At 74.1% G+C, this 23,746-nt stretch carries 22 protein-coding genes; 8 read left to right on the forward strand and 14 right to left on the reverse strand.

Annotated features, from left to right (window positions below):
* Window positions 1-121 precede the first annotated feature (121 nt).
* Window positions 122-343, reverse strand: a complete 222-nt coding sequence (locus ACTMS0_RS04480; protein WP_441153774.1) for a DUF397 domain-containing protein — start codon at window positions 341-343, stop codon at window positions 122-124.
* The gene (locus ACTMS0_RS04485) at window positions 313-1,194 is read right to left on the reverse strand and encodes a helix-turn-helix domain-containing protein (RefSeq protein WP_441153775.1); all 882 of its coding nucleotides are present in this window, start codon (window positions 1,192-1,194) and stop codon (window positions 313-315) included. The genes ACTMS0_RS04480 and ACTMS0_RS04485 overlap by 31 nt, the downstream gene beginning before the upstream one ends.
* A 706-nt stretch (window positions 1,195-1,900) precedes the next feature.
* On the opposite strand from ACTMS0_RS04485, the gene ACTMS0_RS04490 reads away from it, so the two are divergent.
* Window positions 1,901-2,188: a hypothetical protein gene (locus ACTMS0_RS04490; RefSeq protein ID WP_441153776.1), complete on the forward strand. Its 288-nt coding sequence runs from the start codon at window positions 1,901-1,903 to the stop codon at window positions 2,186-2,188.
* A 101-nt stretch (window positions 2,189-2,289) separates the two neighbouring features.
* Complete coding sequence (locus tag ACTMS0_RS04495) at window positions 2,290-2,706, forward strand: hypothetical protein (RefSeq protein WP_441153777.1); 417 nt, start codon at window positions 2,290-2,292, stop codon at window positions 2,704-2,706.
* A gap of 11 nt (window positions 2,707-2,717) precedes the next feature.
* Here the strand turns inward: ACTMS0_RS04495 and ACTMS0_RS04500 are convergent, their stop codons facing one another.
* Entirely contained in the window at window positions 2,718-3,341 is a 624-nt protein-coding gene (locus ACTMS0_RS04500; RefSeq protein ID WP_441154006.1) for a PASTA domain-containing protein, read from the reverse strand.
* 235 nt (window positions 3,342-3,576) lie between these two features.
* On the reverse strand, window positions 3,577-4,209 hold the full coding sequence (locus ACTMS0_RS04505; RefSeq protein ID WP_441153778.1) for a PASTA domain-containing protein: 633 nt from the start codon (window positions 4,207-4,209) through the stop codon (window positions 3,577-3,579).
* Window positions 4,210-4,349: 140 nt separating this feature from the next.
* On the opposite strand from ACTMS0_RS04505, the gene ACTMS0_RS04510 reads away from it, so the two are divergent.
* Window positions 4,350-5,900 carry a hypothetical protein gene (locus ACTMS0_RS04510; RefSeq protein WP_441153779.1) on the forward strand — a complete coding sequence of 517 codons (1,551 nt, stop codon included), beginning with the start codon at window positions 4,350-4,352 and terminating at the stop codon, window positions 5,898-5,900.
* A 28-nt stretch (window positions 5,901-5,928) separates the two neighbouring features.
* On the opposite strand, the gene ACTMS0_RS04515 is transcribed toward ACTMS0_RS04510, so the two are convergent.
* Window positions 5,929-7,407, reverse strand: a complete 1,479-nt coding sequence (locus ACTMS0_RS04515; RefSeq protein ID WP_441153780.1) for a glutamate--cysteine ligase — start codon at window positions 7,405-7,407, stop codon at window positions 5,929-5,931.
* A gap of 283 nt (window positions 7,408-7,690) precedes the next feature.
* Entirely contained in the window at window positions 7,691-8,272 is a 582-nt protein-coding gene (locus ACTMS0_RS04520; RefSeq protein WP_441153781.1) for a YceI family protein, read from the reverse strand.
* Between the two features lie 102 nt (window positions 8,273-8,374).
* Here ACTMS0_RS04520 and ACTMS0_RS04525 point away from each other — a divergent pair, with 102 nt between their 5' ends.
* Entirely contained in the window at window positions 8,375-8,887 is a 513-nt protein-coding gene (locus ACTMS0_RS04525; protein WP_441153782.1) for a MarR family winged helix-turn-helix transcriptional regulator, read from the forward strand.
* A gap of 266 nt (window positions 8,888-9,153) precedes the next feature.
* On the opposite strand, the gene ACTMS0_RS04530 is transcribed toward ACTMS0_RS04525, so the two are convergent.
* The 6 genes from ACTMS0_RS04530 to ACTMS0_RS04555 all read right to left on the reverse strand — a co-directional run bounded on the left by ACTMS0_RS04530 (window position 9,154) and on the right by ACTMS0_RS04555 (window position 18,069).
* Window positions 9,154-11,793 carry an ATP-binding protein gene (locus ACTMS0_RS04530; RefSeq protein ID WP_441153783.1) on the reverse strand — a complete coding sequence of 880 codons (2,640 nt, stop codon included), beginning with the start codon at window positions 11,791-11,793 and terminating at the stop codon, window positions 9,154-9,156.
* 139 nt (window positions 11,794-11,932) lie between these two features.
* Window positions 11,933-13,087 carry an acyl-CoA dehydrogenase family protein gene (locus ACTMS0_RS04535; protein ID WP_441153784.1) on the reverse strand — a complete coding sequence of 385 codons (1,155 nt, stop codon included), beginning with the start codon at window positions 13,085-13,087 and terminating at the stop codon, window positions 11,933-11,935.
* A 68-nt stretch (window positions 13,088-13,155) separates the two neighbouring features.
* On the reverse strand, window positions 13,156-14,688 hold the full coding sequence (locus tag ACTMS0_RS04540; RefSeq protein ID WP_441153785.1) for an acyl-CoA carboxylase subunit beta: 1,533 nt from the start codon (window positions 14,686-14,688) through the stop codon (window positions 13,156-13,158).
* Window positions 14,689-14,914: 226 nt separating this feature from the next.
* Window positions 14,915-15,826, reverse strand: coding sequence for a hydroxymethylglutaryl-CoA lyase (locus ACTMS0_RS04545; protein WP_441153786.1), 912 nt, complete (start codon window positions 15,824-15,826; stop codon window positions 14,915-14,917).
* Between the two features lie 184 nt (window positions 15,827-16,010).
* Window positions 16,011-17,348: an acetyl-CoA carboxylase biotin carboxylase subunit gene (locus tag ACTMS0_RS04550; protein WP_441153787.1), complete on the reverse strand. Its 1,338-nt coding sequence runs from the start codon at window positions 17,346-17,348 to the stop codon at window positions 16,011-16,013.
* Window positions 17,349-17,445: 97 nt separating this feature from the next.
* Window positions 17,446-18,069 (reverse strand): TetR/AcrR family transcriptional regulator, encoded by a 624-nt coding sequence (locus ACTMS0_RS04555; protein WP_441153788.1) that lies wholly within the window; start codon window positions 18,067-18,069, stop codon window positions 17,446-17,448.
* A gap of 106 nt (window positions 18,070-18,175) precedes the next feature.
* On the opposite strand from ACTMS0_RS04555, the gene ACTMS0_RS04560 reads away from it, so the two are divergent.
* Window positions 18,176-19,570 carry an MFS transporter gene (locus ACTMS0_RS04560; protein ID WP_441153789.1) on the forward strand — a complete coding sequence of 465 codons (1,395 nt, stop codon included), beginning with the start codon at window positions 18,176-18,178 and terminating at the stop codon, window positions 19,568-19,570.
* Here the strand turns inward: ACTMS0_RS04560 and ACTMS0_RS04565 are convergent.
* Both ACTMS0_RS04565 and ACTMS0_RS04570 read right to left on the reverse strand, forming a co-directional pair.
* The gene (locus ACTMS0_RS04565) at window positions 19,461-20,021 is read right to left on the reverse strand and encodes a VanZ family protein (protein WP_441153790.1); all 561 of its coding nucleotides are present in this window, start codon (window positions 20,019-20,021) and stop codon (window positions 19,461-19,463) included. The genes ACTMS0_RS04560 and ACTMS0_RS04565 overlap by 110 nt on opposite strands.
* A 65-nt stretch (window positions 20,022-20,086) precedes the next feature.
* Complete coding sequence (locus tag ACTMS0_RS04570; RefSeq protein ID WP_441153791.1) at window positions 20,087-21,247, reverse strand: FAD-dependent oxidoreductase; 1,161 nt, start codon at window positions 21,245-21,247, stop codon at window positions 20,087-20,089.
* Window positions 21,248-21,352: 105 nt separating this feature from the next.
* Between ACTMS0_RS04570 and ACTMS0_RS04575 the strand changes: the two genes are divergently transcribed.
* The 3 genes from ACTMS0_RS04575 to ACTMS0_RS04585 all read left to right on the forward strand — a co-directional run bounded on the left by ACTMS0_RS04575 (window position 21,353) and on the right by ACTMS0_RS04585 (window position 23,716).
* The gene (locus ACTMS0_RS04575) at window positions 21,353-21,943 is read left to right on the forward strand and encodes a TetR/AcrR family transcriptional regulator (protein ID WP_441153792.1); all 591 of its coding nucleotides are present in this window, start codon (window positions 21,353-21,355) and stop codon (window positions 21,941-21,943) included.
* A 67-nt stretch (window positions 21,944-22,010) separates the two neighbouring features.
* Window positions 22,011-22,544 (forward strand): SigE family RNA polymerase sigma factor, encoded by a 534-nt coding sequence (locus tag ACTMS0_RS04580; RefSeq protein WP_441153793.1) that lies wholly within the window; start codon window positions 22,011-22,013, stop codon window positions 22,542-22,544.
* Window positions 22,541-23,716, forward strand: coding sequence for a hypothetical protein (locus tag ACTMS0_RS04585; protein ID WP_441153794.1), 1,176 nt, complete (start codon window positions 22,541-22,543; stop codon window positions 23,714-23,716). The genes ACTMS0_RS04580 and ACTMS0_RS04585 overlap by 4 nt, the downstream gene beginning before the upstream one ends.
* The last annotated feature ends 30 nt before the right edge of the window (window positions 23,717-23,746 follow it).

Raw genomic sequence — 23,746 nt, forward strand, 5'->3', positions numbered from 1 at the left:
GGGACCGTTGTGGCGACGGGGACACCGTCGGTCGTGCGCCGCGCCGCCGCACCGGTGGGGTGGTGCGGGCACGCCGGTGCCCCCGTCCGGCCGGGCCGGACGGGGACCACGCGGTCGTCGGTCAGTCCCGGCCGAAGGCGCCGCCCCGGGCACCGGTGACGAAGGCACGCCACCCGCCCGGGCTGAAGGCCAGGGCCGGACCCGACTTGTCCTTCGAGTCCCGCACGCCGACCGCCCCCGTCACGTACGCCACCTCCACGCAGTTGTCGCAGTTCGGCCCGCTCTTCGAGCTCTTGAACCAGGTGGCTTGCGTCAGGTCCACGGGGAACTCCTTGGTCGCCATTTCCACAGCGGCTCCTCTGCCAGTTTCGCGATGTGTGCGATGGACTCCTCGGGACGAATGGCAGCTGCGCGGATGTGATCGAAGATGAAGCTGTACTTCTGTAGTTCGTCACTCTTCTCGAGGAAGAGCCCACCCGTGGCGTTCTCTGCGTACACGACATCCGGATCACCGGGCTCGGGGAAGCTCAGGATGGTGAAGGTGCCGTCCATGCCGGCGTGCGCGCCCACCTCGAAGGGCAGGATCTGCAACGTCACGTTCGGCAGTTCGGCCACTTCCACCAGCCGCCTGAGCTGGTCACGCATCACCGTGTCCCCGCCCACCGGCCGGCTCACCACCGCCTCATCGAGCACCACCCACAGATCGACCGGATCATCCTGAGTCAGCAACGACTGTCGACCCAGCCGGACACGGACACGTTGTGCGACCTGTTCCGGCGTGAAGTCTGGTCGGGCGGCGCGGATCATCGCGCTCGCGTACTCCTCGGTCTCCAGCAGCCCGGGCACGACCTGCTGCTCGTACGCCCGGATGGAGCTGGCGGCCGCTTCCAGCCCGACGTACGCCCCGACCAGCACCGTGCTGTACGGGTGCCACCAGCCCTTCTGCCGGGCCTCCCGGGCGATCTGCACGAGCTCGTCGCTCTCCACGCCCACCACGCCGTAGATCCGGAGCATGTCCCGGACGTCGCGGGGCGTCGCGGTGGTGTGGCCGGTCTCGATGCGCGAGATCTTGGACGCCGAGCACTCGAGCTGCTCCGCGACCGCCTCGATGGTGATGCCGGCCGCCTCGCGCTGCCGGCGCAGCTCCGCACCCAGCCGCCGGCGGCGGATGGTCGGGCTCCGCCGCTCAGTCATCGCGCCACCCCGGGCTCACTCCGCGCGCGCACGGCGCGACCTGGGCCCGCGGGTCCCGCGAACCCCGGCTCACTCCTCGCGCTCACGGCGACACCTCGGCTGCTGGTCGGACCGCCGGTTGCTGGCCAACCCCGTCCCCCTCCACCTCGACACACCGCCCGCCCGTGTCGCCGCGCCGGCAGGCGCGCCGATGGACGGGCGTTCGCGGCGGGTGGGTGGTGCCGGTCGTCGACCGGCCGCGACGGGCGAAACCGTCCTCAGTGTGCCGTCCGAATGCGAACGGCTTCAAGCGTTGGATTGCGCGAGCCGCTCGCGTATCGGCAAAAGTCGACGTGCAACTTGCATGTCGCACGCCGCTGATGCACTCTGTCCGTATGGCTCGGGTCACTCACCGTCTCCGTCCACTCCCCCGCCGTGGTGAAGTCACCACCAGTGGGACGCGAGGCGGTGGGCGCACCCGGGCCACGGCAACCAGACCTGCCCCGGGGTGATGACCCCACCGCTGCACGCCTGATGGCTGCGGCGGCGGGAGCGGTACCCGGAGCAGCCGGGTGTTGGTCGGGTGGCGGCGCGCCACCAGCGGGTACGGCCCGACCATCACCAGCACCACCGGTTCCACGAGGCACGACCCCGAGGCCGGACCAGAGACGTCCCCCGATCAAGCTCCCGCCGGCTCGTCCGCCGGCCTTCCCTCCCAGGAGCCCATGTGCTTCCCCGCTCCGGTGACGTACTGCACGTGACTCGCGCGGCGAGTGTCCAGTTCCTCCGGCCCATCACCTTCCGGGTGATCCGGGTCCTCGACTGGCCGACCTACGACGGTTGGCTCTGGCTCGACGGCTACGAGTTGAACGCATCGGGGGACGCGGTCAGCCGTCGGTCGATCTTCGTCCAGCGGAACGGCCTGCAGCAGGTCCAGGCCGCGCCCCAGCACCGCTCGCACACCGTGCGGACGGCGCGCCGGCCGGTCGCACGCACGCCGGTCCGGGTGGGCTGACCTCCCGCGATCCGCCGCCGGAGGGCGTGCCGCCGCCATAGAATCAGCGGTACGCCCACCCCGGCAGCTCCACCCCGCGCGACCAGGACCCCGAACCTGGGATGGCCATGGTCAATCAGCCCGCCGCGCGGCGGCACCGCTCCCGCATCGCCTACGCCTTCGGACTCCTGGCGCTCGTCGGCGCCGCAACCACCCTCGTGGTCGTGGTCCGCGACCCCGCTCTCTCCTCCACCCGACTGACCACGCCGGTCCCCGCGCCGGAGATCACCGTGGTCGAGGAGGAGCCGATCTTCGGATACGGGGACGACCCGGATTCCTACGCCGCCGACGAGGATCTCGGCGTATCCAGCGAGGTTCCACCCGCCGACGACGCGCCGGTGGCCGGCGGGGGCGGCGCGCAGGCCGCCCCGCACTCACCGGAGGACGTCCGGCGCTCGCTGTTCTGGTCCGGGATCTTCGGGCTGGCCATCTCGCTCGCCGGGCTGGGCCTGATCGGCACGAGACGCCGGATGTGGTGAGCGGCGCCCGCTCAGGCGGTGGGCGTCGGATCCGGGCTCGGCGTGGCCGTGGTCGGTGACGGCTCGGGCCGGGACACCACCAGCGTGACCTCCTCGTCCTCCGGAACCAGCTCACCCGCCTCCGGCTCGGTGTCCAGCACGGTCCCGGCGGGCCGGTCGGACGTCCGGTACTCGATGCGGTGGTCCAGCCCGGCGCGGTCAAGGATGGCCTGAGCGGTCGCCAGCGGCAGGTTGACCACCGGCGGCATGGGCACCTCACCCGCCGCCGTGGTCGGCGACGGGGAGGCGCTCGTCGGCGCGGCCGTGGTCGTCGGCGCAGCCGTCGTGGGGGAGGCCCGGGTCACCGACACCGAGGGCGAGGGCTCAGGTCCGGTCGGTTCGTCGTCGTCCGCGGCCAGGGCCAGCCACAGGCCGACGCCGAGCGCGCCGAGCAGGAGCAGGATGAGCACACCCCACAGGATCGGCAGCCACCAGCGGCGGCCGCCCTGGTCCTCGGCGTACCACTCGGTGGTCTCCCGGTACTCGGTGGGCCGCGGCGGTGGTACCCCCGCCCGCCCCGACCACGCCGCCGGGCCGCGGGCCTCCGCCGGCATCGGCGCGGTGCGGTCCATCGGCGCGGTGCGGTCGGCCGGCATCGGCCGGGTCTCGTCGTCGGACGTCCCCGCCGGCCGGTCCTCCGGTCGCGGCAACCGCTGGGTACGGTCGGCGGGCTCGGCGCCGGTCGGGGGCAGCGGGCGGGTCCGGTCGTCGTGCTCTCCGGCGGGTGGCTCCTGACGATCGTCGCTCATCGCACGTCCTCCGCTCACGGCCTGACCGTCAACCTAGCCGCAGGGACCGGAATCAGCCGGGATCAGCGCGTCACCGGTTCGGCTACGGCGCGCCGTCGGCGGGCTCGCCGCACCACAGGGCGACCGGGTCGCCCCAGGGAGCCTGGCTGCCCCCGCCCGGCTCCTGCTTGAGCACCTTGCCACTGCGGCGCAGCGTGTACACGACGCGGAACCCTTCCCTGGCGAGTTCCTCGGCCGCCTCGTCGCAGTCGTCGTCCACGACGTCCGGCACCCGTACGACCGGAGGCGGGCCGCTCACGTACAGGGTGACCGTCCGCCCCGGCGTGACGGCCGTGCCGGCCTTCGGGTACGTGCGTTCCACGGCCCGTCCGCTGCCGCCCTGGAAGACGAGGCGCCACCGCAGCCCCCGCTCCTCCAGTTCGTCCCGCGCGTCGTCGAAGTCGCGGCCGACCAGGTCCGGCACGGTGGGCCCGGTGGCCGCCGGCCGGGACGGCGTGGCCGACGGCGTGGACCGCGATGGCGTGGCCGTGACCGGGCGGGCGGTCGGCGTCGCGCTCGCACCCCCCGTCGACGTGGCTCGCCGGTCGTCCTCGCCGGCCAGGATCCAGCCGGTCGTCGCGCCGATCGCGGCGAGCAGCACGGTCGCCAGCCCGGCGCCGAGCACCAGCGTCAACCGGTCGTGCCCGGTGCCGGGCGCCGGGTTCCCGTCCGTCATTCCTCACCGCTCCCCGAGACCGTCGGGAAACCTGCGGTCTCTCAGTCATCGGCGACCGTACTCGGCCCGGCCAACCGCGCTGCGTGACGGTCGGCCGTCAGCACTCGCCGCGCCGACCACGGGACGTTACGCTCCCCGGCATGGCCAGGGGCTGGGGAGGATCGATCACGACCGCGCTCGGCGTCGCGGCCGGTGCGGGCGCCGCGCAGCTGGGCTTCGGCTACGGGCTGGGCATCATCAACTGGGCTCCGCCGCCCGACGGGGCGGCCGCCGCGACGGCCTGGACGGCCAGTCTGATCTGGGCCACCTGGATCGCCGCCACGTCGACCGTGCTCGGCGCGGTGTGCGCGCAGCGCCTGCGGGCGCGCGGCCCGGCCGAGCCCGACGACGCTGCCGGGGGCCCGACCCCCGCCTCCTCCGGCGCCGGGAGCGACTCCCCGACCGGCGGCGTGGACAGCGTGGTCGGTGGCGCGCCGGCCGGGTCGTCCGCCGCCGGCACGGTCCCGACCGCCGCCCCGCCTGACGTCCGTGCCAGGCGGGGCGTGGACGGCGGGACGCTGGGCTGGATCACGCTGGCCGTGGCCGCCGGGGTCGGCGCCCTGATCACGGTGCTCCTGGTCGCCGTACCGGCGCGGGTCGCCGTGGTGCCGGACATCTCCGCACCCCGGGACGTCGCCGCGGTGTACGCCGCCCTGGGCGTGCTGGTCGGGGTCGCGATCGCCGTCTGGGCGTTGCACTCCCGGGCCGCCGCCGGCAACGTGATCGCCACCGTCGGCTGGCTCTGGCTGCTCGCCGTGGTGGCCGTGGTCGACGGGGTCCTCGCGGGACGCGGGCTCACCAGCGCCCAGCTCGGTATCTGGCAGCTCAGCGCGGGCGGCGACGAGCTCTGGATCCGCGACTGGTTCTACTGGCCGGGCGCGCTGCTGTCGCTCGGCTCCGCGCTCGTCATCGGCGTCCTGGCCGCACGCCGAGCGGCGCGGGACGCCGACCGCCGGGTCGGTGCGACCGCCTCCGGTGCCGCCGGCCCGCTGCTCGTCGCGGTCGCCTACCTCCTCGCCGTCCCGGGGTTGACCGCCATCGGTCCGGAGCAGGTGTCGGCGCATCTGATCGCCCCGTACGCCGTCATCGTGGGTCTCGGCGGCTCCGCCCTGGTCGCCACGCTCGGCCAGCGGGCCGGCCGCCGTACCGCCGTCCGCGTGCCCCGGCAGCGCACCGCGTCCGGGCCCGGCGCGGGTCCGGACGAGGCCGGCGGGCGGCCGGCGTCCGACATCACCCGGGCGACCGGCGGAACCGCGGCCCCCGCCGGCTCGGGCGGCCGGGACACCGCCGGCTCGTCGCGCAGCGTGGCGGCGGGAGCGGCGGGAGCCGCGGGCGGCGGGGCGGTTGGCGGCGCGGGCGGTGCGGCGGCTGGCGGCGCGGGCGGTGCGGACACCGTTACGGACGCGGGCCCGGGTGGGTCGGCGTCCACCGGCGGCGCCACGGGTGACGCCCGGCGGGGCCGGACCACGCCCGCCCGAGCCGGCGCGAAGAAGGCGACGGTCACCGACCGGCTGCCCGCCCAACGCACCGACGAGGCGGACGTCTCCGAGCCGACACCCGCCACCGGAGCGGAAGCCGCCCCTGGAACGGCGGACGAGGCGTCGGCACGGGCGGCCGGCCGGCGCGCCCGGCCTCCCCGACGGGACCACTGACAGCAGGGCGCCGCGGACGCCGCGCCAGTCAGTCGACCGGCCAGGTGTGGACGGGTTCGTTGCTGCGCTGAAGCTCGGCGTACCGCTTGACCATGTGGTGCAGGGCGGCGCCCCGGTTCATGTTCCGGTGCCGCTCGGCCGCCCACACCGTCTCCGTCTGCCAGACCGCACCGTTGCGGCCGGTCCGGCAGCGCTGCTCGATGACGCCGAGCAGGCGGTCCCGTTCCGCGGGGGAGACTCCGAACCGGTCCAGCCCGGTCGCCGCCGTCGGCAGCAGGACGTCGAGGACGAGCTTGGTCACCGGCACCTCGCCGAGCCGGGGCCAGTACAGGACGGCGTCCATGCCCCGGCGGGCGGCGGCGTGGAAGTTCTCCTCGGCCGAGCTGAACGTGAGCTGGCTCCAGATCGGCCGGTCCGCCTCGGCCAGCCCGCGCGCGAGGCCGAAGTAGAAGGCGGCGTTGGCCAGCATGTCGACCACGGTCGGGCCGGCCGGCAGCACCCGGTTCTCCACCCGGAGGTGGGGGCGACCGCCCATGATGTCGTACACCGGCCGGTTCCAGCGGTAGACGGTCCCGTTGTGCAGGCGCAGCTCGCCGAGTTGCGGGACGCCCCCGGCGTGCAGGACCTCGACCGGATCCTCGTCCTCGCAGATCGGCAGCAGCGGCGGGAAGTAGCGGACGTTCTCCTCGAAGAGGTCGAAGATCGAGGTGATCCACCGCTCGCCGAACCACACCCGGGGCCGTACGCCCTGGGCCTTCAGCTCGTCCGGCCGGGTGTCGGTGGCCTGCTGGAACAGCGCGATCCGGGTCTCCGCCCAGAGCTGCCGCCCGTACAGGTACGGGGAGTTCGCCCCGACCGCCACCTGGGCGGCGGCGATCGCTTGGGAGGCGTTCCAGTAGTCGGCGAAGCTGTCCGGCGCGACCTGGAGGTGGAACTGGAGGCTGGTGCAGGCCGCCTCGGGGGCGATCGAGTCGGTGTGGGTCTGGAGCCGCTCGACGCCCCGGATGTCCAGTTCGATGTCCTCGCCACGCGCCCCGACGATCTGGTCGTTGAGCACCCGGTAGCGCTCGTTGGTGGAGAGGTTGTCGGCGACGAGGTGGCGCTCGGTGAGCGTGGGCAGGATGCCGACCAGGACGATCTTCGCGTCCGACTTGGCGGCCCGCTCGTCGGCGCGGGTGAGGCTGCTCCGCAGGTCGTGCTCGTAGTCGGCGAACCCGGTGCCCTCGATCAGCCGGGGCAGCGCGTTCAGCTCCAGGTTGAACTGCCCCAGCTCGGTCTGGAAGAGCGGGTCGGCGATGTCGGCGAGGATCTGGTCGTTGCGCATCGCCGGCTCGGCGGCGGAGTCGACCAGGTTGAGTTCGATCTCCAGGCCGGTCATCGGCCGGTCGGCGTCGAACCCGAAGTCGTCCAGCATCAGCGCGAAGACGTCCAGGCAGCGGCGTACCTTATGCCGGTAGCGGACCCGGTCCTCCCGGGAGAAGGCGCCCTGCTCGACGTCCCTGCCCATGTGCCCTCCCGGCGCCGGCGCGACGGAACGATGTCGTTCCGCAGCGCATTGTGAACCATCCACGGTAAGAGCGCTTACCGGGCCGGGCCAGTGGTCGAGCCGGCGTCCAGGGCGCCGCGCGGGGCCACGGCCGGCGAGCCGTACGTGCTCCTGCCAGGCATCCCTACCCTGGGGCGGCGGTCGAACATCGTCGCAGCCGACGAACATGTGGTGACAAATCGCACCCGACGCCGCGGGCCCGCGCCGGAGTCCGGCGCGGGCCCGCGTGGTACGTCGGTGGCGATCAGGCCTGACGGACGGCCTCGCCCTCGATCTCGATCTTGATCTTCTTGCCGACCAGCACGCCGCCGGTCTCCAGGGCGACGTTCCAGGTCAGGCCGAAGTCCTCGCGGTCGATCTCGGTGCTCGCGGAGAAGCCGAAGATGTCCTGGCCGAAGGGGCTGCGGCCGACACCCTCGAACTCGACCTCCAGGTCGACCGGCCGGGTCACGCCCCGGATGGTCAGCTCGCCGGAGAGGACGAACTCGTTGCCGTCCCGGGACTTCACGCCGGTGCTGCGGAACTCGAGCGTCGGGAACTGCTCGACGTCCAGGAACTCCGCGCTGCGCAGGTGCGCGTCGCGGTCGGCCTGAGCGGTGTCGATGCTGGCCGCCTGGATGGTGGCGGTGACCGAGGACTGCATCGGGTCCTCGGCGACGGTGATGGTCGCGGTGGCGTCGGTGAACTCACCGCGTACCTTGCTCACCATCATGTGGCGGGCGACGAAGCCGACGCGCTTGTGCGCCACGTCGAGCGCGTACGTGCCGGCGGCGGGGATGGTGAGGCCGTCCCAGTCGCGGGTAACCGCTTCGGTGCTGCTGGTCATGAGTAACTGCCCTCCGGGGAGATGGTTGAGTAGCCCAACGACTGTCTGAGCAACTATAGCGACAGCAATATTCCCTGTGTCAAGGACTGTTAGGATGGGCGCGTGAACCAGAACGTGTTCGACGACCCCCGGATCACCGCCATCGGACTGCTCTTCGAGGTGTCCGCCGGGCTGTCGACCCGGTTCGCCGCCCAGTTCGAGGAGCACGGCCTCTCCTCGGTCGAGTTCGAGGTGCTCACCCGCCTCGCCCGCTCCCCGGGCAACCAGCTACGGATGACCGACCTCGCCGCGCAGACCTCGCTGTCCACCAGCGGGGTCACCCGGGTGGTCGACCGGATGGAACGGGACGGGCTGCTGACCCGCCGCGCCTGCCCGTCCGACCGCCGCAGCTCGTACGCGGTGGTCACCGCCTCCGGGCTGAAGCGACTGGACGAGGTGCTCCCGGGCCACCTGCGCATCATCGAGGAATGGTTCACCGGGCAGCTCGAGCCCGAAGCACTCACGGCACTCCTCGACGGCCTGCGCCGGGTGCGGGACGCCGTCCACCCGGGCGCCACAGCCGGCAGCACGGACCCGTTCCCGATCGAACACGTGGCGCCCGCGAGCCGGTCCTGACCGCTCTCGGGTCACCGGCAGAAAGAGCGGCAGAACTGCCGGGCACCCGGGCGATAGGCGATCAAACCGGGCAGGGCGGTACACCTCCGGTGGCTAGTCTTCGTGCAGCGGGGATGCACCGGGGGGAAACGGCGCGAGCGATGAGCAAGGGGCAAGAGGGGGCTGTATCGCTCGCGCCACCCCGGTCCCCGTCCTCCCGGCGGCCTCGGCAACGCCGACGGCGGCTGGGCCCGGCGCAGGCCGCCCAGCACGTGTGAGACGAGGCCCTACCGTCCGCGAGCCGCCGCGAGGGCGTACAGGAGCTGCTCCTCGTGCGGCAGCAGCCGGATGCCGCTGCTGCGGCAGACCTCGTCCAACCGGTCCAGCACGGCCGGGTCCGCCGTGCTGGCGGCCAGCCCCACCAGCGCCTCCACCAGGTCACGACGGTCCTGGCTGTCGGCGGCAGCCTCGGCCGCGGCGGCGAACCACTCGGCGGCCAGTTCCCGGTCACCCCGGTGCAGCGCCAGGTTGCCCTCGATCAGCGCGCAGACGCCGTCCGCCGGGCCGGTGACCGGGTCGGACCCCGCAGCCGCCCGCCCCGGCCCACCGGACGGCCCGGACGCCGCGCCCCACCCGTTCCCCGCCGGTCGGCCGCGCGCGCCCGGCGCTCCCGTCGGCCGTAGCTCGGCCAGCACCGCCGCCGCCTCCGCCGTCCGGCCGTCCTGGGCCAGCGCCAGCCCGACCGTGCCCAGCACCCGGCGGCGGTGCCCCGGATCGCCCAGCCCGGTCAACGCCGACAGCGTCCGCCGCCCCCGGTCGACGGCGTCGGCGTACCGGCCCTCCAAGCGGGCGACCTCGGCGAGGTTCGCCTGGGCGAGCACCCGCAGCCGCTGCTCCCCGGCCTGGGTGGCGAGCCGCTCGACCGCCGCCAGCCGGCGCCGGGCGGCCACCAGGTCGCCCAGCCGGATGCCGTGCCAGGCGAGGTTGTTCTGCGCCACCGCCATGTCCCGCGTCCGCCCGTGGCGGGTGGCCAGCGCCAGCACCGCCTCGGCCTGCTCCCGCGCCTCGTCGTGGTCGCCGATCCCGATCAGCAGTGCGCACAGGACCGTCCGGGCTTCCAGCTCGCCGGTCACGTCGCCCACCTCGCGGAACGCGGCCAGCGCCGCCCGGGCGGACGGCAGCTCCTCGGCCCCGGCACCGTGTTCGGCGGCCAGCCGGGCCACCCCCAGCGACGCCCACGCCCGCAGCACCGGATCGGCGTCGGCGGTACGCGGATCCGCCAGCAGCCGCCGCAGCCACCGGCGGCCGGCGACGTCCCGGCCGCGGAAGCGCCACCAGCGGGAGAGCCCGGCGGCCAGTCGCAACGCGGTCACCGGGTCGTCGACGGCGGCGTGCGCCAGCGCGGAGCTGATGTCGCCGCTCACCTCGTCCAACCGGTGCACCGCCTCCGTCAGGTGGGTGCCGACCAACTCCGGCGCCGCACGGGTCACCAGCCGCGCCATCGCCCGGGCGTGCCGCCGCCGCACACAGGTGAGTTCCCCGGCGCCGGCGGCCTGCTCGGCGGCGAAGTCCCGCACGGCGTCGAGCAGACGGAACCGGAACGGCCCGCTCCCGCGTACGCTCAGCAGCCCCAGTTGGAGCAGCCGGTCCAGCAGCGGCACCGGATCCGGGACCACCTCCTCCGCCGGGTCGCCGTCACCGGCGAGCACCTCCTCCGCCAGCTCCATGGACCAGCGGTTGCCGAAGACGGCGAGCCGCCGCAGGGCGGTCTGCTCGTCCGGCGCGAGGAGCAGGTAGCTGGTCGCCACCGCGTCCCGGAGCGTCTCGGCCACGGCGGCCCGGGCCGGGTCGGTGGCGTCCCAGCCCGGCCGCTCGGCCGCCCCGGAGGAGGTGGCCAGGTCCAGGACGCGGTCGCCGTACCGGTCGAGCAGTTCGTTGAGGTCGAGGATGCGGCCCCGCGCCGCCATCAGCTCGATGGCCAGGGGCAGACCGCCGAGGCGGCGGACCAGCCGCGCCATCGCCGGCAGCTCGGCCGGGGTCGGCGGGTCGGGGCGCACCTGGGCGAGGCGGGCGGCGAACAGCGCCACCGCCGGATAGCGGGCGAGTGCGTCGGGACCGGCGTGGTCCTGGGCGGGCGGGGGGACGTCCAGCGGGGAGACCGGACGGACCCGTTCGCCGCGCAACCCGACCGGGTGCCGGCCGGTGACCAGCACCCGCAGCGACGGCACCGCGACCGCGAGCCGGCGCACCGCCTCCGCGACCGGGTCGGGGGCCCGCTCCACCGCGTCCATGATGAGCAGGGCGGGCCGGCCGGCGAGGCGTACGGCCAGGTCGGGGAGGCGGGCCACCTCGAAGACCGCGACCGAGGCGGCGAGCACGTCGGCGGCGTCCGAGCCCTCGCCGATCAGCACACCGGCCACGCCACCCGGGTGGTGCCCGGCCACCGCATGGGCCACCGCCAGGGCCAGTGCGGTCTTGCCGACCCCGGCCAGACCGACCAGGCTGACCAGCCGGGGCGCCGGCTCGTCGGTGAGCATCCCGACCAGTTCGGCCACGTCGCGTTCCCGGCCGATCAGTTCGGCGGCGGGTGGAAGCGCGACCGGCGCGGCGGTCCCGGCGTCGTCGTACCGTGCCGGCGACGGGTCGGCCGGGGTGGACCGGGGAGCCGGCACCGGGCGGGCCGCGGCGAGAAACGCCGAGCGGACCGGCTCGGCCAGCCCGAGCGCGGTGGCGAGCAGCTCGACCGTGGTGCGCTGCGGCCGCAGGGAACGGCCGCGCTCCAGCTCACGGACGGTCCGTACGCCGATGCCGGCCCGGGACGCCAGCTCGGCCTGGGTGAGGCCGGCGGCGAGCCGGTGTCCACGGAGGAGGTCGGGCAGTTCGGTACGACCGCCCGGTCTCCGTGAACGATCATGATCCGGGGTCATGGGCAGGAAGGGTACGGATGACCTCCGACCGCCGACAGCGGATCGTCGTCCTGCCGACGCCCCGCTGCGGATATCCGACAGCAGCACCGGCGGGCAAGGTGGCCCGACCACAGAAAAAGGTCGGGACCCGTGGTGTCCGTCACATACCGAGGTCGCGCGCGATGATCATGCGCTGCACCTCGGACGTACCCTCGCCGATCTCCAGGATCTTGGAGTCCCGCCAGAAGCGGGCCACCGGGTACTCGTTCATGAAGCCGTAGCCGCCGTGGATCTGCGTCGCCTCGCGGGCGTTGTCGACCGCGATGGTGCTGGCGTGCAGCTTGGCGATCGCGGCCTGACGCTTGAACGGCTCGCCGGCGAGCATCCGGGCGGCGGCGTCGTAGTACGCCAGCCGGGCGGTGTGCGCCTTCATCTCCATGTCGGCGATCTTGAACTGGATCGCCTGGTAGTTGCCGATCGGCTGGCCGAAGGCGTGGCGCTCCTTCGCGTACTTGACCGACTCGTCGACGCAGCCCTGGGCGAGACCGACGGCGAGCGCGGCGATCGCGATACGGCCCTCGTCGAGGATCCGCAGGAACTGGGCGAAGCCACGGCCGCGCTCACCGAGCAGGTTGGCCGCCGGCACGCGGCAGTCGTCGAACGTGAGCTCGTGGGTGTCCGAGGCGGTCCAGCCGACCTTCGAGTAGCCGGGTGCCACCGTGAAGCCGGGGGTCCCGGACGGCACGATGATCGTGGACAGCTCCTTCGAGCCGTCCGGGTTCGTGCCGGTGACCGCGGTGACGGTGACCAGCGCGGTGATGTCGGTGCCGGAGTTGGTGATGAACGCCTTCGAGCCGTTGATCACCCACTCGTTCGTCGTCTCGTCGAGCACGGCCCGCGTCTGGGTGCCGCCGGCGTCCGAGCCGAAGCCCGGCTCGGTCAGGCCGAAGGCGGCCAGCGCCTCGCCGCTGCACAGCTTCGGCAGCCACTGCGCCTTCTGCTCCTCGGTGCCGAAGCGGTGGATCGGCATCGCGCCGAGCGACACCGCCGCCTCCAGTGTGATCGCCACGCTGGAGTCGACCCGCGCCAGCTCCTCCAAGGCCAGGCAGAGCGCGAAGTAGTCGCCGCCCATGCCGCCGTACTCCTCGGGGAAGGGCAGGCCGAAGAGGCCCATCTTCCCCATCTGGCGGATGACCTCGTACGGGAAGGTGTGCTGCTCGTAGTGCTCGGCGATGACCGGCGCGACCACCTCGCGGGCGAATTCCCGCACGCTCTGCCGCAGCGCCTCGTGCTCCTCGGTGAGCCGGAAGTCCATGGATTCCTCCTGGTGTGGAAGGGCCGCCGGGCGCTCGTGACGCCGGGGCGGATCGTGCTGCGGGGTGCTCAGACCGGGGTGACGCCGTGCCGGCGCTTCGAGAAGTGCCGATCCTTGCCGCGCGCGGCGGCGAAGCGCCGGATCAGCTCGGCGCGCAGTTCGTGCGGCTCGACGATCGCGTCGACCACCAGCTCGCTGGCGAGCCGGACGATGTCGATGTCCCGCTCGTACTCCTCGCGCTTCGCGGCGACGAACGCGGCCCGCTCGGCCTCGTCCCCGATCGCCGCGATCTTGTTGGCGTAGACGGCGTTGACGGCCGCCTCGGCGCCCATCACCGCGATCTTCGCGGTGGGCAGGGCGATCGTGGCGTCCGGTTCGAAGCCGGGGCCGGCCATCGCGTAGAGGCCCGCGCCGTACGCCTTGCGGACCACGACGCAGATCTTGGGTACGGTCGCCTCGGAGATCGCGCTGATCATCTTGGCGCCGTGCCGGATGATGCCCTGCTTCTCCACCGCGCTGCCGACCATGAACCCGGGCACGTCGGAGAGGAACAGCAGCGGGACGTTGAACGCGTCACAGAGCTGGACGAAGCGGGTCGCCTTGTCGGCCGAGTCGACGAAGAGCACCCCACCCTTGAACATCGAGTTGTTGCCGACGACGCCGACGACCTCGCCGTTCAGTCGACCGAAGCCGATCGTCAGCTCCTTGGCCCACAGCGCCTGGATCTCGAAGAAGCTGCCCTCGTCGAGCAGGCCCTTCGCGTACCGCCGCATGTCGAAGGCCTGCCGCTCGCTGGCCGGCACCAGCGCGGCCAGGTCGGTCTTCTCCGGCGCGGGCGCCGCCTCGACGGCCGGCGGCGCCTGCTGCCAGTTCGCCGGCAGGTACGACAGGTAGCGCTTGACCACGTCGAGCGCCTCGGTCTCGCTCTTGCAGAGGAAGTGACCGACGCCGGACTCGGCGCAGTGCACCTTGGCCCCGCCCATCGCCTCCAGGGTGGTCTTCTCGCCGGTCACCATCTCGACCATCCGGTCGGAGCCCAGGTACATGCTGGCGTTGCCGTCGACCATGGCGACCACATCGCAGAACGCCGGGATGTACGCCCCACCCGCGGCGCTCGGCCCGAACAGCGCGCACACCTGCGGGATCGAGCCGGAGGCGCGGACCTGGTTCCAGAAGATCTTCCCGGCGCCACGCCGGCCGGGGAACAGCTCGACCTGGTCCGTGATCCGGGCGCCGGCCGAGTCGACCAGGTAGACCATCGGCACGCCCGTCGTGTAGGCCCGCTCGATGATCCGGATGATCTTCTCGACGGTCCGCGCGCCCCAGCTGCCGGCCTTGACCGTGGAGTCGTTGGCCATCAGGCAGACCGGGCGACCGTCGATGGTGGCGGTGCCGGTGACCACGCCGTCGGCGGGCAGGCCCTCGGCCATCGCGTTGGCGTAGAGGCCGTCCTCGACGAACGATCCCTCGTCGACCAGGAGCGCGACCCGCTCGCGCGCGAAGAGCTTGCCCTTGGCCGCGTTGGCCGCGTGGTACTTGTCCGCGCCGCCGGCCTTGGCGCGCTTGCGCAGCTGCTCCAGTGCCTCACCGTCGAGCGTCACGCCCGCTCCCCCTTGCCGCCGCCACCCGCGCCTCGTGAGCGCGCCAACCGACCTGAACGATCGTTAGGTTAGCGCACGGGCGCGCGGAACGACGAGCCTCCACCGCCCGCCTCCGCGATCTTGCACTTTCGGTCCCCCATATGCCCGGCTCAGCCACTTTTGACCGGGCACAAACTGCAAGATCGCGGAGAAGGGGCGGGGTCAGGACCGGGCAGGGGCGGGAGGGTCAGGACGGGAGGGGGGTTAGGCGGGTGCGGGGACCGGCGCGGAGGACGCCGGAGGGGAGACGCTTCCCGGTCAGGTGTTCGGCCAACTCGGCGGCCTCGATGAGGGCGTCCAGGTCGATGCCGGTGTCGATGCCCATGTCGTGCAGCATGTGCACGGCCTCCTCGGTGGCGAGGTTGCCGCTGGCCCCCGGCGCGTACGGGCAGCCACCCAGGCCGCCGACGCTGGCGTCGAACTCGGTGACGCCCAGTTCGAGAGCGGTCAGCAGGTTGGCCAGGGCGGTGCCGCGGGTGTTGTGGAAGTGGAGCAGCAGCGGAATGTGGGCGTTGCGGTCGCGTACCGCCGTCAACAGCTCGCGGACCCGGCGCGGCGTTCCCATGCCGGTGGTGTCCCCGAACGCCACCCGGTCGGCGCCGTCGCGGACCACCCGGTCCACGATGCCCGCCACCCGGGCCGGGTCGACGTCCCCCTCGTACGGGCAGCCGAAGCTCGTCGCGATGATGACCTCGGCCCGCGCGCCGGCACCGTGCAGCAGGTCGATCAGCTCCGCGATGTCATCGAGGGACTCCTCGGTGGTGCGGTTGACGTTGCGCCGGTTGTGCGTGTCGCTCGCCGAGACGACCACCTCGATCTCGGTGAAGCCGGCGGCCAGGGCGCGCTGGGCGCCCCGCGTGTTCGGGACCAGCGCCGAGTAGCGCACCCCGTCGGCCTTCCTGGCCCGCTGCCACACCTCGTCGGCGTCGGCCATCTGCGGAATGGCCTTCGGATGCACGAACGAGACGGCCTCGATCCGCTTCACGCCGGTCCGGGAGAGGGCGTCGAGCAGCCGCACCTTGGCGTCGGTCGGAATGGGCTCCTCGTTCTGCAACCCGTCCCGCGGCCCGACCTCCCGAATGGACACAAAGTCCGACATTCCCGCCATAAGGGTCACCTCACTGTGACGCGGCTACTGAACACCTCCCACCCTGCCACCTCACCGGCCCGGCCGGACACCGACCCTGTTGATCATGAGGTTAGCGGCGACAAAAGCCGCGTCTTGTGCCGCTAACCTCATGATCAACGCGGACAAGGGGGTGGGGTGGGGAGAAGCCGGGGGGTTAGCGCATGCGGCTGACGATGCCGGTGTCGTAGTCGCCGGAGAGGAACTCCGGGTTCTCCAGCAACTCGGCGAAGAAGGGGAGGTTGTTCTTCGGGCCGGACAGCTCGAAGGCCGCCACCGCGGCCTTCGCGCGGTCGATCGCCTCGGCGCGGGTCGCCCCGCTCACGATCAGCTTGGCCATCAGGCTGTCGTAGAACGGGGTGACGGTGTTGCCGTCGACGTACCCCGAGTCCACCCGCACCCCCTCGCCGGTCGGCTCGACCCAGGCCGTGATCGCGCCCGGGCCGGGCAGGAAGCGCTTCGGGTCCTCGGCGTTGATCCGCAGCTCGATCGCGTGGCCGCGCGGCGTGAGCGCGTCCGGGTCGAACGTCGGCGCCAGGCCGGCCGCCACCCGCAGCTGCTCCTCGACCAGGTCGACGCCGTAGACCAGCTCGGTCACCGGGTGCTCGACCTGGAGGCGCGTGTTCATCTCCAGGAAGAAGAACTCCCCGGTGGTGGGGTCGAGCAGGCACTCGACCGTGCCCGCGTTGCGGTACCCGACCGCCTCGCCGGCCCGCACCGCGGCGGCCAGGAAGCGCTCGCGCAGCTCCGGGGAGACCGCAGGCGAGGGCGACTCCTCGACCAGCTTCTGGTTGCGCCGCTGCACCGAGCACTCGCGCTCGCCCAGGGCCACCACCCGGCCATCGGCCAGGCCGAGGATCTGCACCTCCACGTGGCGCACCCGGGGGAAGTACCGCTCGATCAGCACCGAGCCGTCGCCGAACATCCGCTCGGCGAACGAGCGCACCTTGTCGTACTCGGTCCGCAACGCGGACTCGTCGACGGCCACGCCCATGCCCATGCCACCACCGCCGGCCGCGGCCTTGACCATCACCGGGTAGCCGATCTCCGCCGCCGCGACGACCGCCGCGTCCAGGTCGGCCGCCGGGTCCGTGGTGCCCGGGGCGACCGGCACCCCGGCCGCCGCCATCAGGTTCCGCGCGTTGATCTTGTCGCCCATCGCGCTGATCGCGTCCGCGCCGGGCCCGACCCAGATCAGGCCGCTCGCCTCGACGGTACGGGCGAAGTCGGCGTTCTCGGAGAGGAAGCCGTAGCCGGGGTGGATCGCCTGCGCTCCGGTGGACTTGGCGGCGGCGAGGATCGCCTCGGTGTTGCGGTAGCTCTGGGCCGGATTGGCGGGGCCCACGCAGACCGCCTCGTCGGCCTCGGTCACGAACGGCAGGCCGGCGTCGGCCTCCGAGTGCACCGCGATCACACGGACGCCGAGCCGCTTCGCGGTACGGATGATCCGGCGGGCGATCTCGCCCCGATTGGCGACCAGCAGCGACTCGATCATGTTTCCTCCAGCGTCCGGGGGTCGAACGCAGCTAGGGAATCATGCCGGCCCGGTTACTCACGAGTCGGCCGCCGCCCTCGGCGGGCGAACCCCGTGGTCAGGACTCGGTGGGGGCGAGCAGGGCGGCCAGCGTCGCGCCCCGCAGCAGCTCCGCCCGGCGCTGCCGGTCCACCTCGCCACCGAGGAACGGCGTGGAGTTCATCAGACCGAACGCCGCGTGGGCGAGCACCCGCGCCTCGCCGTCGGGCATGCCCGGGTGCAGCGCGGTCAGCACGGTCACCCACTCCTCGACGTACAGCCGCTGGAGCCGGCGGATCCGGCGGCGCGGCTCGTCCGGCAGCCGGTCCAGCTCGTGCAGGTGCAGGGCGATCACGGCCGGGTTGGCCAGCGCGAAGTCGACGTGGAAGTCGATCAGCGACTCGAGCACGGCGCGCGGGTCGTCCGGGTGGCCGGCCGAGCGCTCCCGGCCGCCGGCGAGCAGCCCCTCGCTGACCGGGATCAGCGCGGCGACCAGCATCGCCTCCTTGCCGGCGAAGTGGTGGTAGAGCGCCGGACCGGTGACCCCGGCGGCCGCGCCGATGTCGTCCATGGAGACGCCGTGGTACCCACGGGCGGCGAAGAGCCCGACCGCGATCTCCAGGATCTCGTCCTTGCGGGACCGGCGCCGACCCGGGCCCGTGCCGCCGTTCGTCGTGCCCCGCGCCTGCTGCTCCACCGTCACCGGGCAAGCGTAGACCGCGCGCCGCACCGCGTGGAGGCTCGGTTACCGGCCAGTTGACTCACCGCGGCTTGACCCTCGACCCGCTCGAGGGCCGAGGGTCGGCGGCATGACCGCACCCCCGCTCGGCCGTGACTTCCGCCTGCTCTGGTCCGCCGCCATCGCCTCCCGGTTCGGCGACACCCTGCGTATCCCCGCACTGGCGCTGCTGGCCGCCACGCTGACCCGCGACCCACGCGTGATCGCCGCGGTGACCGTCGCCGCCCAACTGCCGCCGTTGCTGTTCGGCCTGCTCGGCGGCGTGTACGCGGACCGGTGGGACCGGCGCCGGACGATGGCGGTGGCGGACGGGCTGCGGGCCGTCGTGGTAGGTGCACTCGCCGTGGCGGTCGCCACCGGGCGGGCCGGGGTCGCCACGCTGCTGGTGGCGGCGTTCCTGCTCGCCACGCTGGGCACGCTCTCCGACGCGGTCGCCTTCGCGCTGCTCCCGGCGCTGGTGCCGCCGGACGCGCTGCCCCGGGCGAACGGCCGCCTGCAGGCCGGTGCGGCGGTGGCCGGTGGCTTCCTCGGCGCGCCCGCGGCCGGCGTCCTGTTCACCGTCGCCGCACCGCTGCCGTTCGCCCTTGACGCCCTCACCTTCGTCGCGGCCGCCCTGCTCACCCTCGCCCTCCGCCCCGCCCCGGCGACGCGGCCGTCCGGCAACGGTCCGGCCGGGTCGCCCGCCCGAGCCACCCCGTCCACGCGCACCCCGTCCACGCGCGCCACCCCACCCGCGTCACCGGCCGGTGCCCGTCCGGACCGGTCGGCGCCGCGCCCGCCCAGCCGGCGCGGGCGCGGGAGATCGGTGTGGCGGGAGGCCGCGGAGGGCGTCCGGTGGCTGCGGGCCGACCGCACGATGTGGCGGATCACCACGCTGACCGCCGCGACCAACCTCGCGATCAGCGCCCTCATGGCGGTGCTGGTGCTCTACGCACTCGACGTGCTGCGGGTGCCGCCCGCCGGGTACGGGCTGTTCACCGCGGCAGCGGTCCTCGGTGGGGTGGCCGGCGCGCTGGGGGCGGGGCGGCTGGCCGCCCGGCTCGGCACGGCACCAGCGCTGCGGGTCGTGCTCGCCGCCCAGACGGTCGCACTGGCCGCGTTCGCGTTGACCCGGCACCCGGTTCCGGCTGGGCTCGCGCTGGCCGTCTTCGCCGCCGGCACGACGGTGTGGAACAGCCTCTGGGCGGCGTACGGGCAGCGCCACGTGCCGGCGGACCTGCTCGGTCGGGTGGGTGCGGCGCGGCGGGTGATCGGGCTGCTCAGCGCACCGCTCGGCGCGGCACTCGGCGGGCTGGCCGGGGCGGCGTACGGCACGGCGCCGGTGGCGGCGGCGGTGGCCGTGGTCTTCGCGCTGGTCACCCTCGCGGCGTGGCGGGCGCTTCGACCGGCCGCCCCGCCGCCGCCCGGCGTCCCGCCCACCACCGCCGGGACAGCAGCCCGGCCAGCGCCGCACCCGTCGCGTTGAGCAGCACGTCGTCGACGGAGGTGACCCGCCCGAGGTCGAGCGCGTACTGCGCCGACTCGACGACCACCGAGCAGGCCGCGCCCAGCAGGAAGAGCCGGCCGGCACCGGCGAGCGCGGGTACGCGTACCGGGGCGAAGAAGCCCAGCGCGGCGAAGACCAGCAGGTTGCCGACCACCTGGACCACGACGGTGGCCGGGGACCCGGTGAGCAGGTCGGCCAGGTCGCGCAGCGGCACCAGGTCGACCCCGCCCGGCGCGTCGCGCGGGGTCAGGATCATCCACACCCAGGGCAGCGTCCCGGCCACGGCGCCGACCTCGGCGACGCTGCGCCGCCGGGGCGTCGCGGCATCCCGCCGGAGGCGGGCCAGCACGGCGACGAGCACCGCCACCACGGGCAGGCCGACCGCCGTGACGGTCAGGACGACTCCCCACTCCCGCCACACCTGCCCCATCGGCGCAGCCTACTGGGCGTGCCTCCGGGACCTCGTCGAGCCGGGACGAGGCCCGCGACATGCCGCTAGCCCGTCGCCGGGCGGTGGGCGAGGCCGGAGAGGCGCAGGGCGATGCGGCGGCGGGCCGGGGGCAGCGCGGAGAGCAGCCGCAGCAGCAGGTTGCGGGCCGGGCGGGCGGCGGGTGGCACGGTGGCCAGCCGGGTCAGCCCGCCCGCGAAGGAGACCACGTCCTCGGCCATCGGGCGGCGCCGGGCCGCGTACCCGTCGAGCAGCGTGTCGGGGCCGCCGGCCAGCACGTCGGCGAGGGTTTCGCCGAGGTCGACCGCGTCGACGATGCCCAGGTTCATCCCCTGCCCGCCGGCAGGGCTGTGCACGTGGCCGGCGTCCCCGGCGAGCAGCACCGGACCGGCCCGGAAGGCGTCCGCGATCCGCTCGTGCAGGCGGAACCGGGACGACCAGAGCACCTCCGTCACCCGGTCCGGGCGGCGGGCCGGGCCGCGCTCGTCGAGCAGCCCCTGGAGGTACGCCACGTCGGCATCGGCCGGCGCCTCCGGGACGGCGGCGACGAGCCGGACCACCCCGTCGGGCAGCGGCGCCCAGATCAGCGGGCCGGACGGGGCGAGGAAGAGCGTCGCCCGGTCGCGCGGCAGCGCGCTGGACACCCGGACGTCGGCGAGCACGAACGACTCGGTCGCATGGGTCGGGCCGGGAAAGCTGATCCCCGCCCATTGCCGCACGCCGCTGCGCATCCCGTCCGCGCCGACGACGTACCGGGCGCGGACCGTCGCGCCGCCGGCGAAGGTCGCGACCGCGCCGGGCCCGTCGAGGTCCAGGCCGGTCAGCTCGTACGGCCGCAGCACGCGCACGCAGGCAGCAGCGAGCTGCGCGGTCAGCACCTCCTCGGTGACCGCCTGGGAGACCATCAGCGCGTACGGGTGCCGGGACGGCAGCTCACCGAACGGGACGCGCAGCAGCACCCGGTCGCGGTCGCGGACGGTGAACTCCGGCGCCCGCACCCCGCGCGCCACGAGCGGAGCGCCGGCCCCGATCCGGTCCAGCTCCTCCAGCGTGTACGCGTGCACGACGGCCGCCCGCGAGGTCACCGGCGGGTGGGACAGCCGGTCGACCACGGTGACCGGCACCCCGCGCCGGGCCAGTGTGAGCGCGGCGGTCAGCCCCGTCGGCCCGGCCCCCACCACCAGCACGTCCGTCTCGGTCGGCAGCATCGGGCACCTCCGTGATCATGCCAACAACTGTTGGCCAACTGTCGTTGGCAAAGTTAGGGCACCCCGCACTGGCGTGTCAACAAGCGTTGGCATACGGTCGTGGGCATGACCGAGGCATCTCCCACCCGCCCCCGCCGGTCCGACGCCACCCGCGCCGCGATCCTGCGGGCCGCCCGGGCCCGCTTCGCCGCCGACGGGTACGACCGGGCCACCATCCGGGTCATCGCCGCCGACGCGCGGATCGACCCGTCGATGGTGATGCGGTACTACGGCAGCAAGGAGGGGCTCTTCGCGGCGGCGGCCGAGCTCGACCTGCGCCTGCCGGACCTCACCGCGGTGCCGCCCGATCGGCTCGGCGAGGTCATGGTGCGCCACTTCCTCGACCGCTGGGACGGCGACGAGACGCTAGCGGCGCTGCTCCGGGCCGCGAGCGCCAACCCGGGCGCGGCGGAGCGGATCCGCGGCATCTTCGCAGACCAGCTCACCGCGGCCATCGCGACGTTCGGCACCGACCCGGAGAACACCGCCCGCCGGGCCGGCCTGGTGGCCAGCCAGGTTCTCGGCCTCGCCCTCACCCGCTACATCGTCCGGCTGCCACCGGTCGTGGCGATGACACCGGCGGAGGTGGTCGCCTGGGTGGGGCCGACCATCCAGCGCTACCTGACCGGGACGCCGACGGACAGCCGCGCGACCTGACGTCCGGCCCAACCATTTCCGCGGTCTCGTGCGTCTGATGCGTGACGGGGATCGAGGGGGATGGCGGATGGCACCGGTACGCACGGCGTACGACGGGCGCGACGGGTACGTGGCGTTCGTCGAGAGCCACCAGCACCGGCTGCTGCGCGCGGCGTACCTGGTCTGCGGCAACCGCCACCAGGCCGAGGACCTGCTCCAGGAAGCCCTGCTCAAGCTGGCCCTGCGCTGGTCCAGCGTGCGCGACGGCGATCCGGGCGCGTACGTGCGGGCCATCCTCTACCGGGACGCGGTCTCCTGGTGGCGCCGGCGCCGACGCGAGTGGCTGAGCGCGTACCCGCCGGAGCAGGTGACCCGCGACGGCGACGGTGACCTGCGGCTGGCGCTGCACCGCGCGCTCGGCCAGCTACCGCCGCGCCAGCGGGCCGTGCTGGTGCTCCGCTACTTCGAGGACCTGACCGAGGCGGCGACCGCCGAAGCGCTCGGAGTGAGCGTCGGCACCGTGAAGAGCCAGTGCCACGCGGCGCTGCGCCGGCTCCGCGAGGTGGCGCCCGAGCCGGGTCGCGAGGTCGGCGGCAACGCCGGGATGGAGGTGAACGGGTGAACGACACTGAGCTGCGCCGGCTGTTGACCGCCGCCGCCGAGGACGTCCGGCCGTCGCAGCCGGCATCGGCGGGCTGGGAGCGGGCCGACCGGGTCCGCCACACCCGGCGCGTCGCGGGCGCCGCCGCACTGGCGGTCGTCCTGCTCACCGGCGGTACGGTCCTGGCCCTGCGCCCCGCGGACCGACCGGCCCCGCCCGCCTCGCCGACCGCGAGCCCGGTCCCGAGCGCACCGCCCGTGCAGCGGCCGCCGGACGAGCTGACCTACCCGGCTGACCCGCTCGGTCGCCTCGGCGACCCGGTGACCGCACCCCTCTCTGCCCGACCGGTACGCCAGGCGCTTGCGCTCTACCAGCCAGTGAACCCGGAGACCGGCACGGAGAGCCGGATCCGGGTGCTCGGCGACGACGGCCTCGTCCGCGACCTCGACGTCGTCACGCCGGCCCGGACCCGGGACGCCGAGGGGAACGAGGCGGTCCCGCTGAAGTCCGGGAGCCTCTCGCCCGACGGGCGGACGGCCGCCTTCGCCCAGACCGACGAGGTCGTCGTGGTCGACCTGACCACCGCGAAGGTCCGCCGCTACCCGCTCAAGGGCTACCTGGAACACGTCCTCTGGGCCGGCGACCGGCTCCTGACCGGCGACGACGACACGACGTACGAGGTGGACCCGAGCACGGGCGGCACCCGGACCGTGCCCGCGTCGCCCTGGGACCTGGTCACCCCCGACCCGGCCGACCGGACCGACGCCTGGCTGGAGCTGAGCGGCACCCGGATGAGCCTGACCCGGATCCGGCAGAGCGACGACGGAACGCATCGGGGCTCCGGCCCGCTCGACTTCCGCGCGCTGCCCGCCGGCAACCGGGTCGAGGAGTTCTACGGACGCGGCTGGCAGCGCGGCGACCTCGTGGCGCGGGCCGGCTGGATCTCCACCGGCACCCAGAGCGGGCTGGAGGGGGTGGCGTTGCTGAACGCCGGGACCGGCGTGGTGACCCGCCTGCTCGACCTGGGCAGGGACCGATGGAAGGGCTGCTGCGAGGTGCTCGGCTGGGACCGGGACGGCGCGGTGCTGGTCCGGCACGACCCCGGGGGTCTGCTGCGCTGGCAGCCGCAGACCGGGGAGGTCACCGGGGTGGTGCGCGACCTGTACGGCGAGGTGTCGCTCGCCGCCGGCTGAGCCGCCCGGCCCGGCAGTACGTCGTACCCC

The sequence above is a fragment of the Micromonospora sp. H33 genome (genome assembly GCF_052068455.1).
Taxonomy (GTDB): Bacteria; Actinomycetota; Actinomycetes; order Mycobacteriales; family Micromonosporaceae; genus Micromonospora.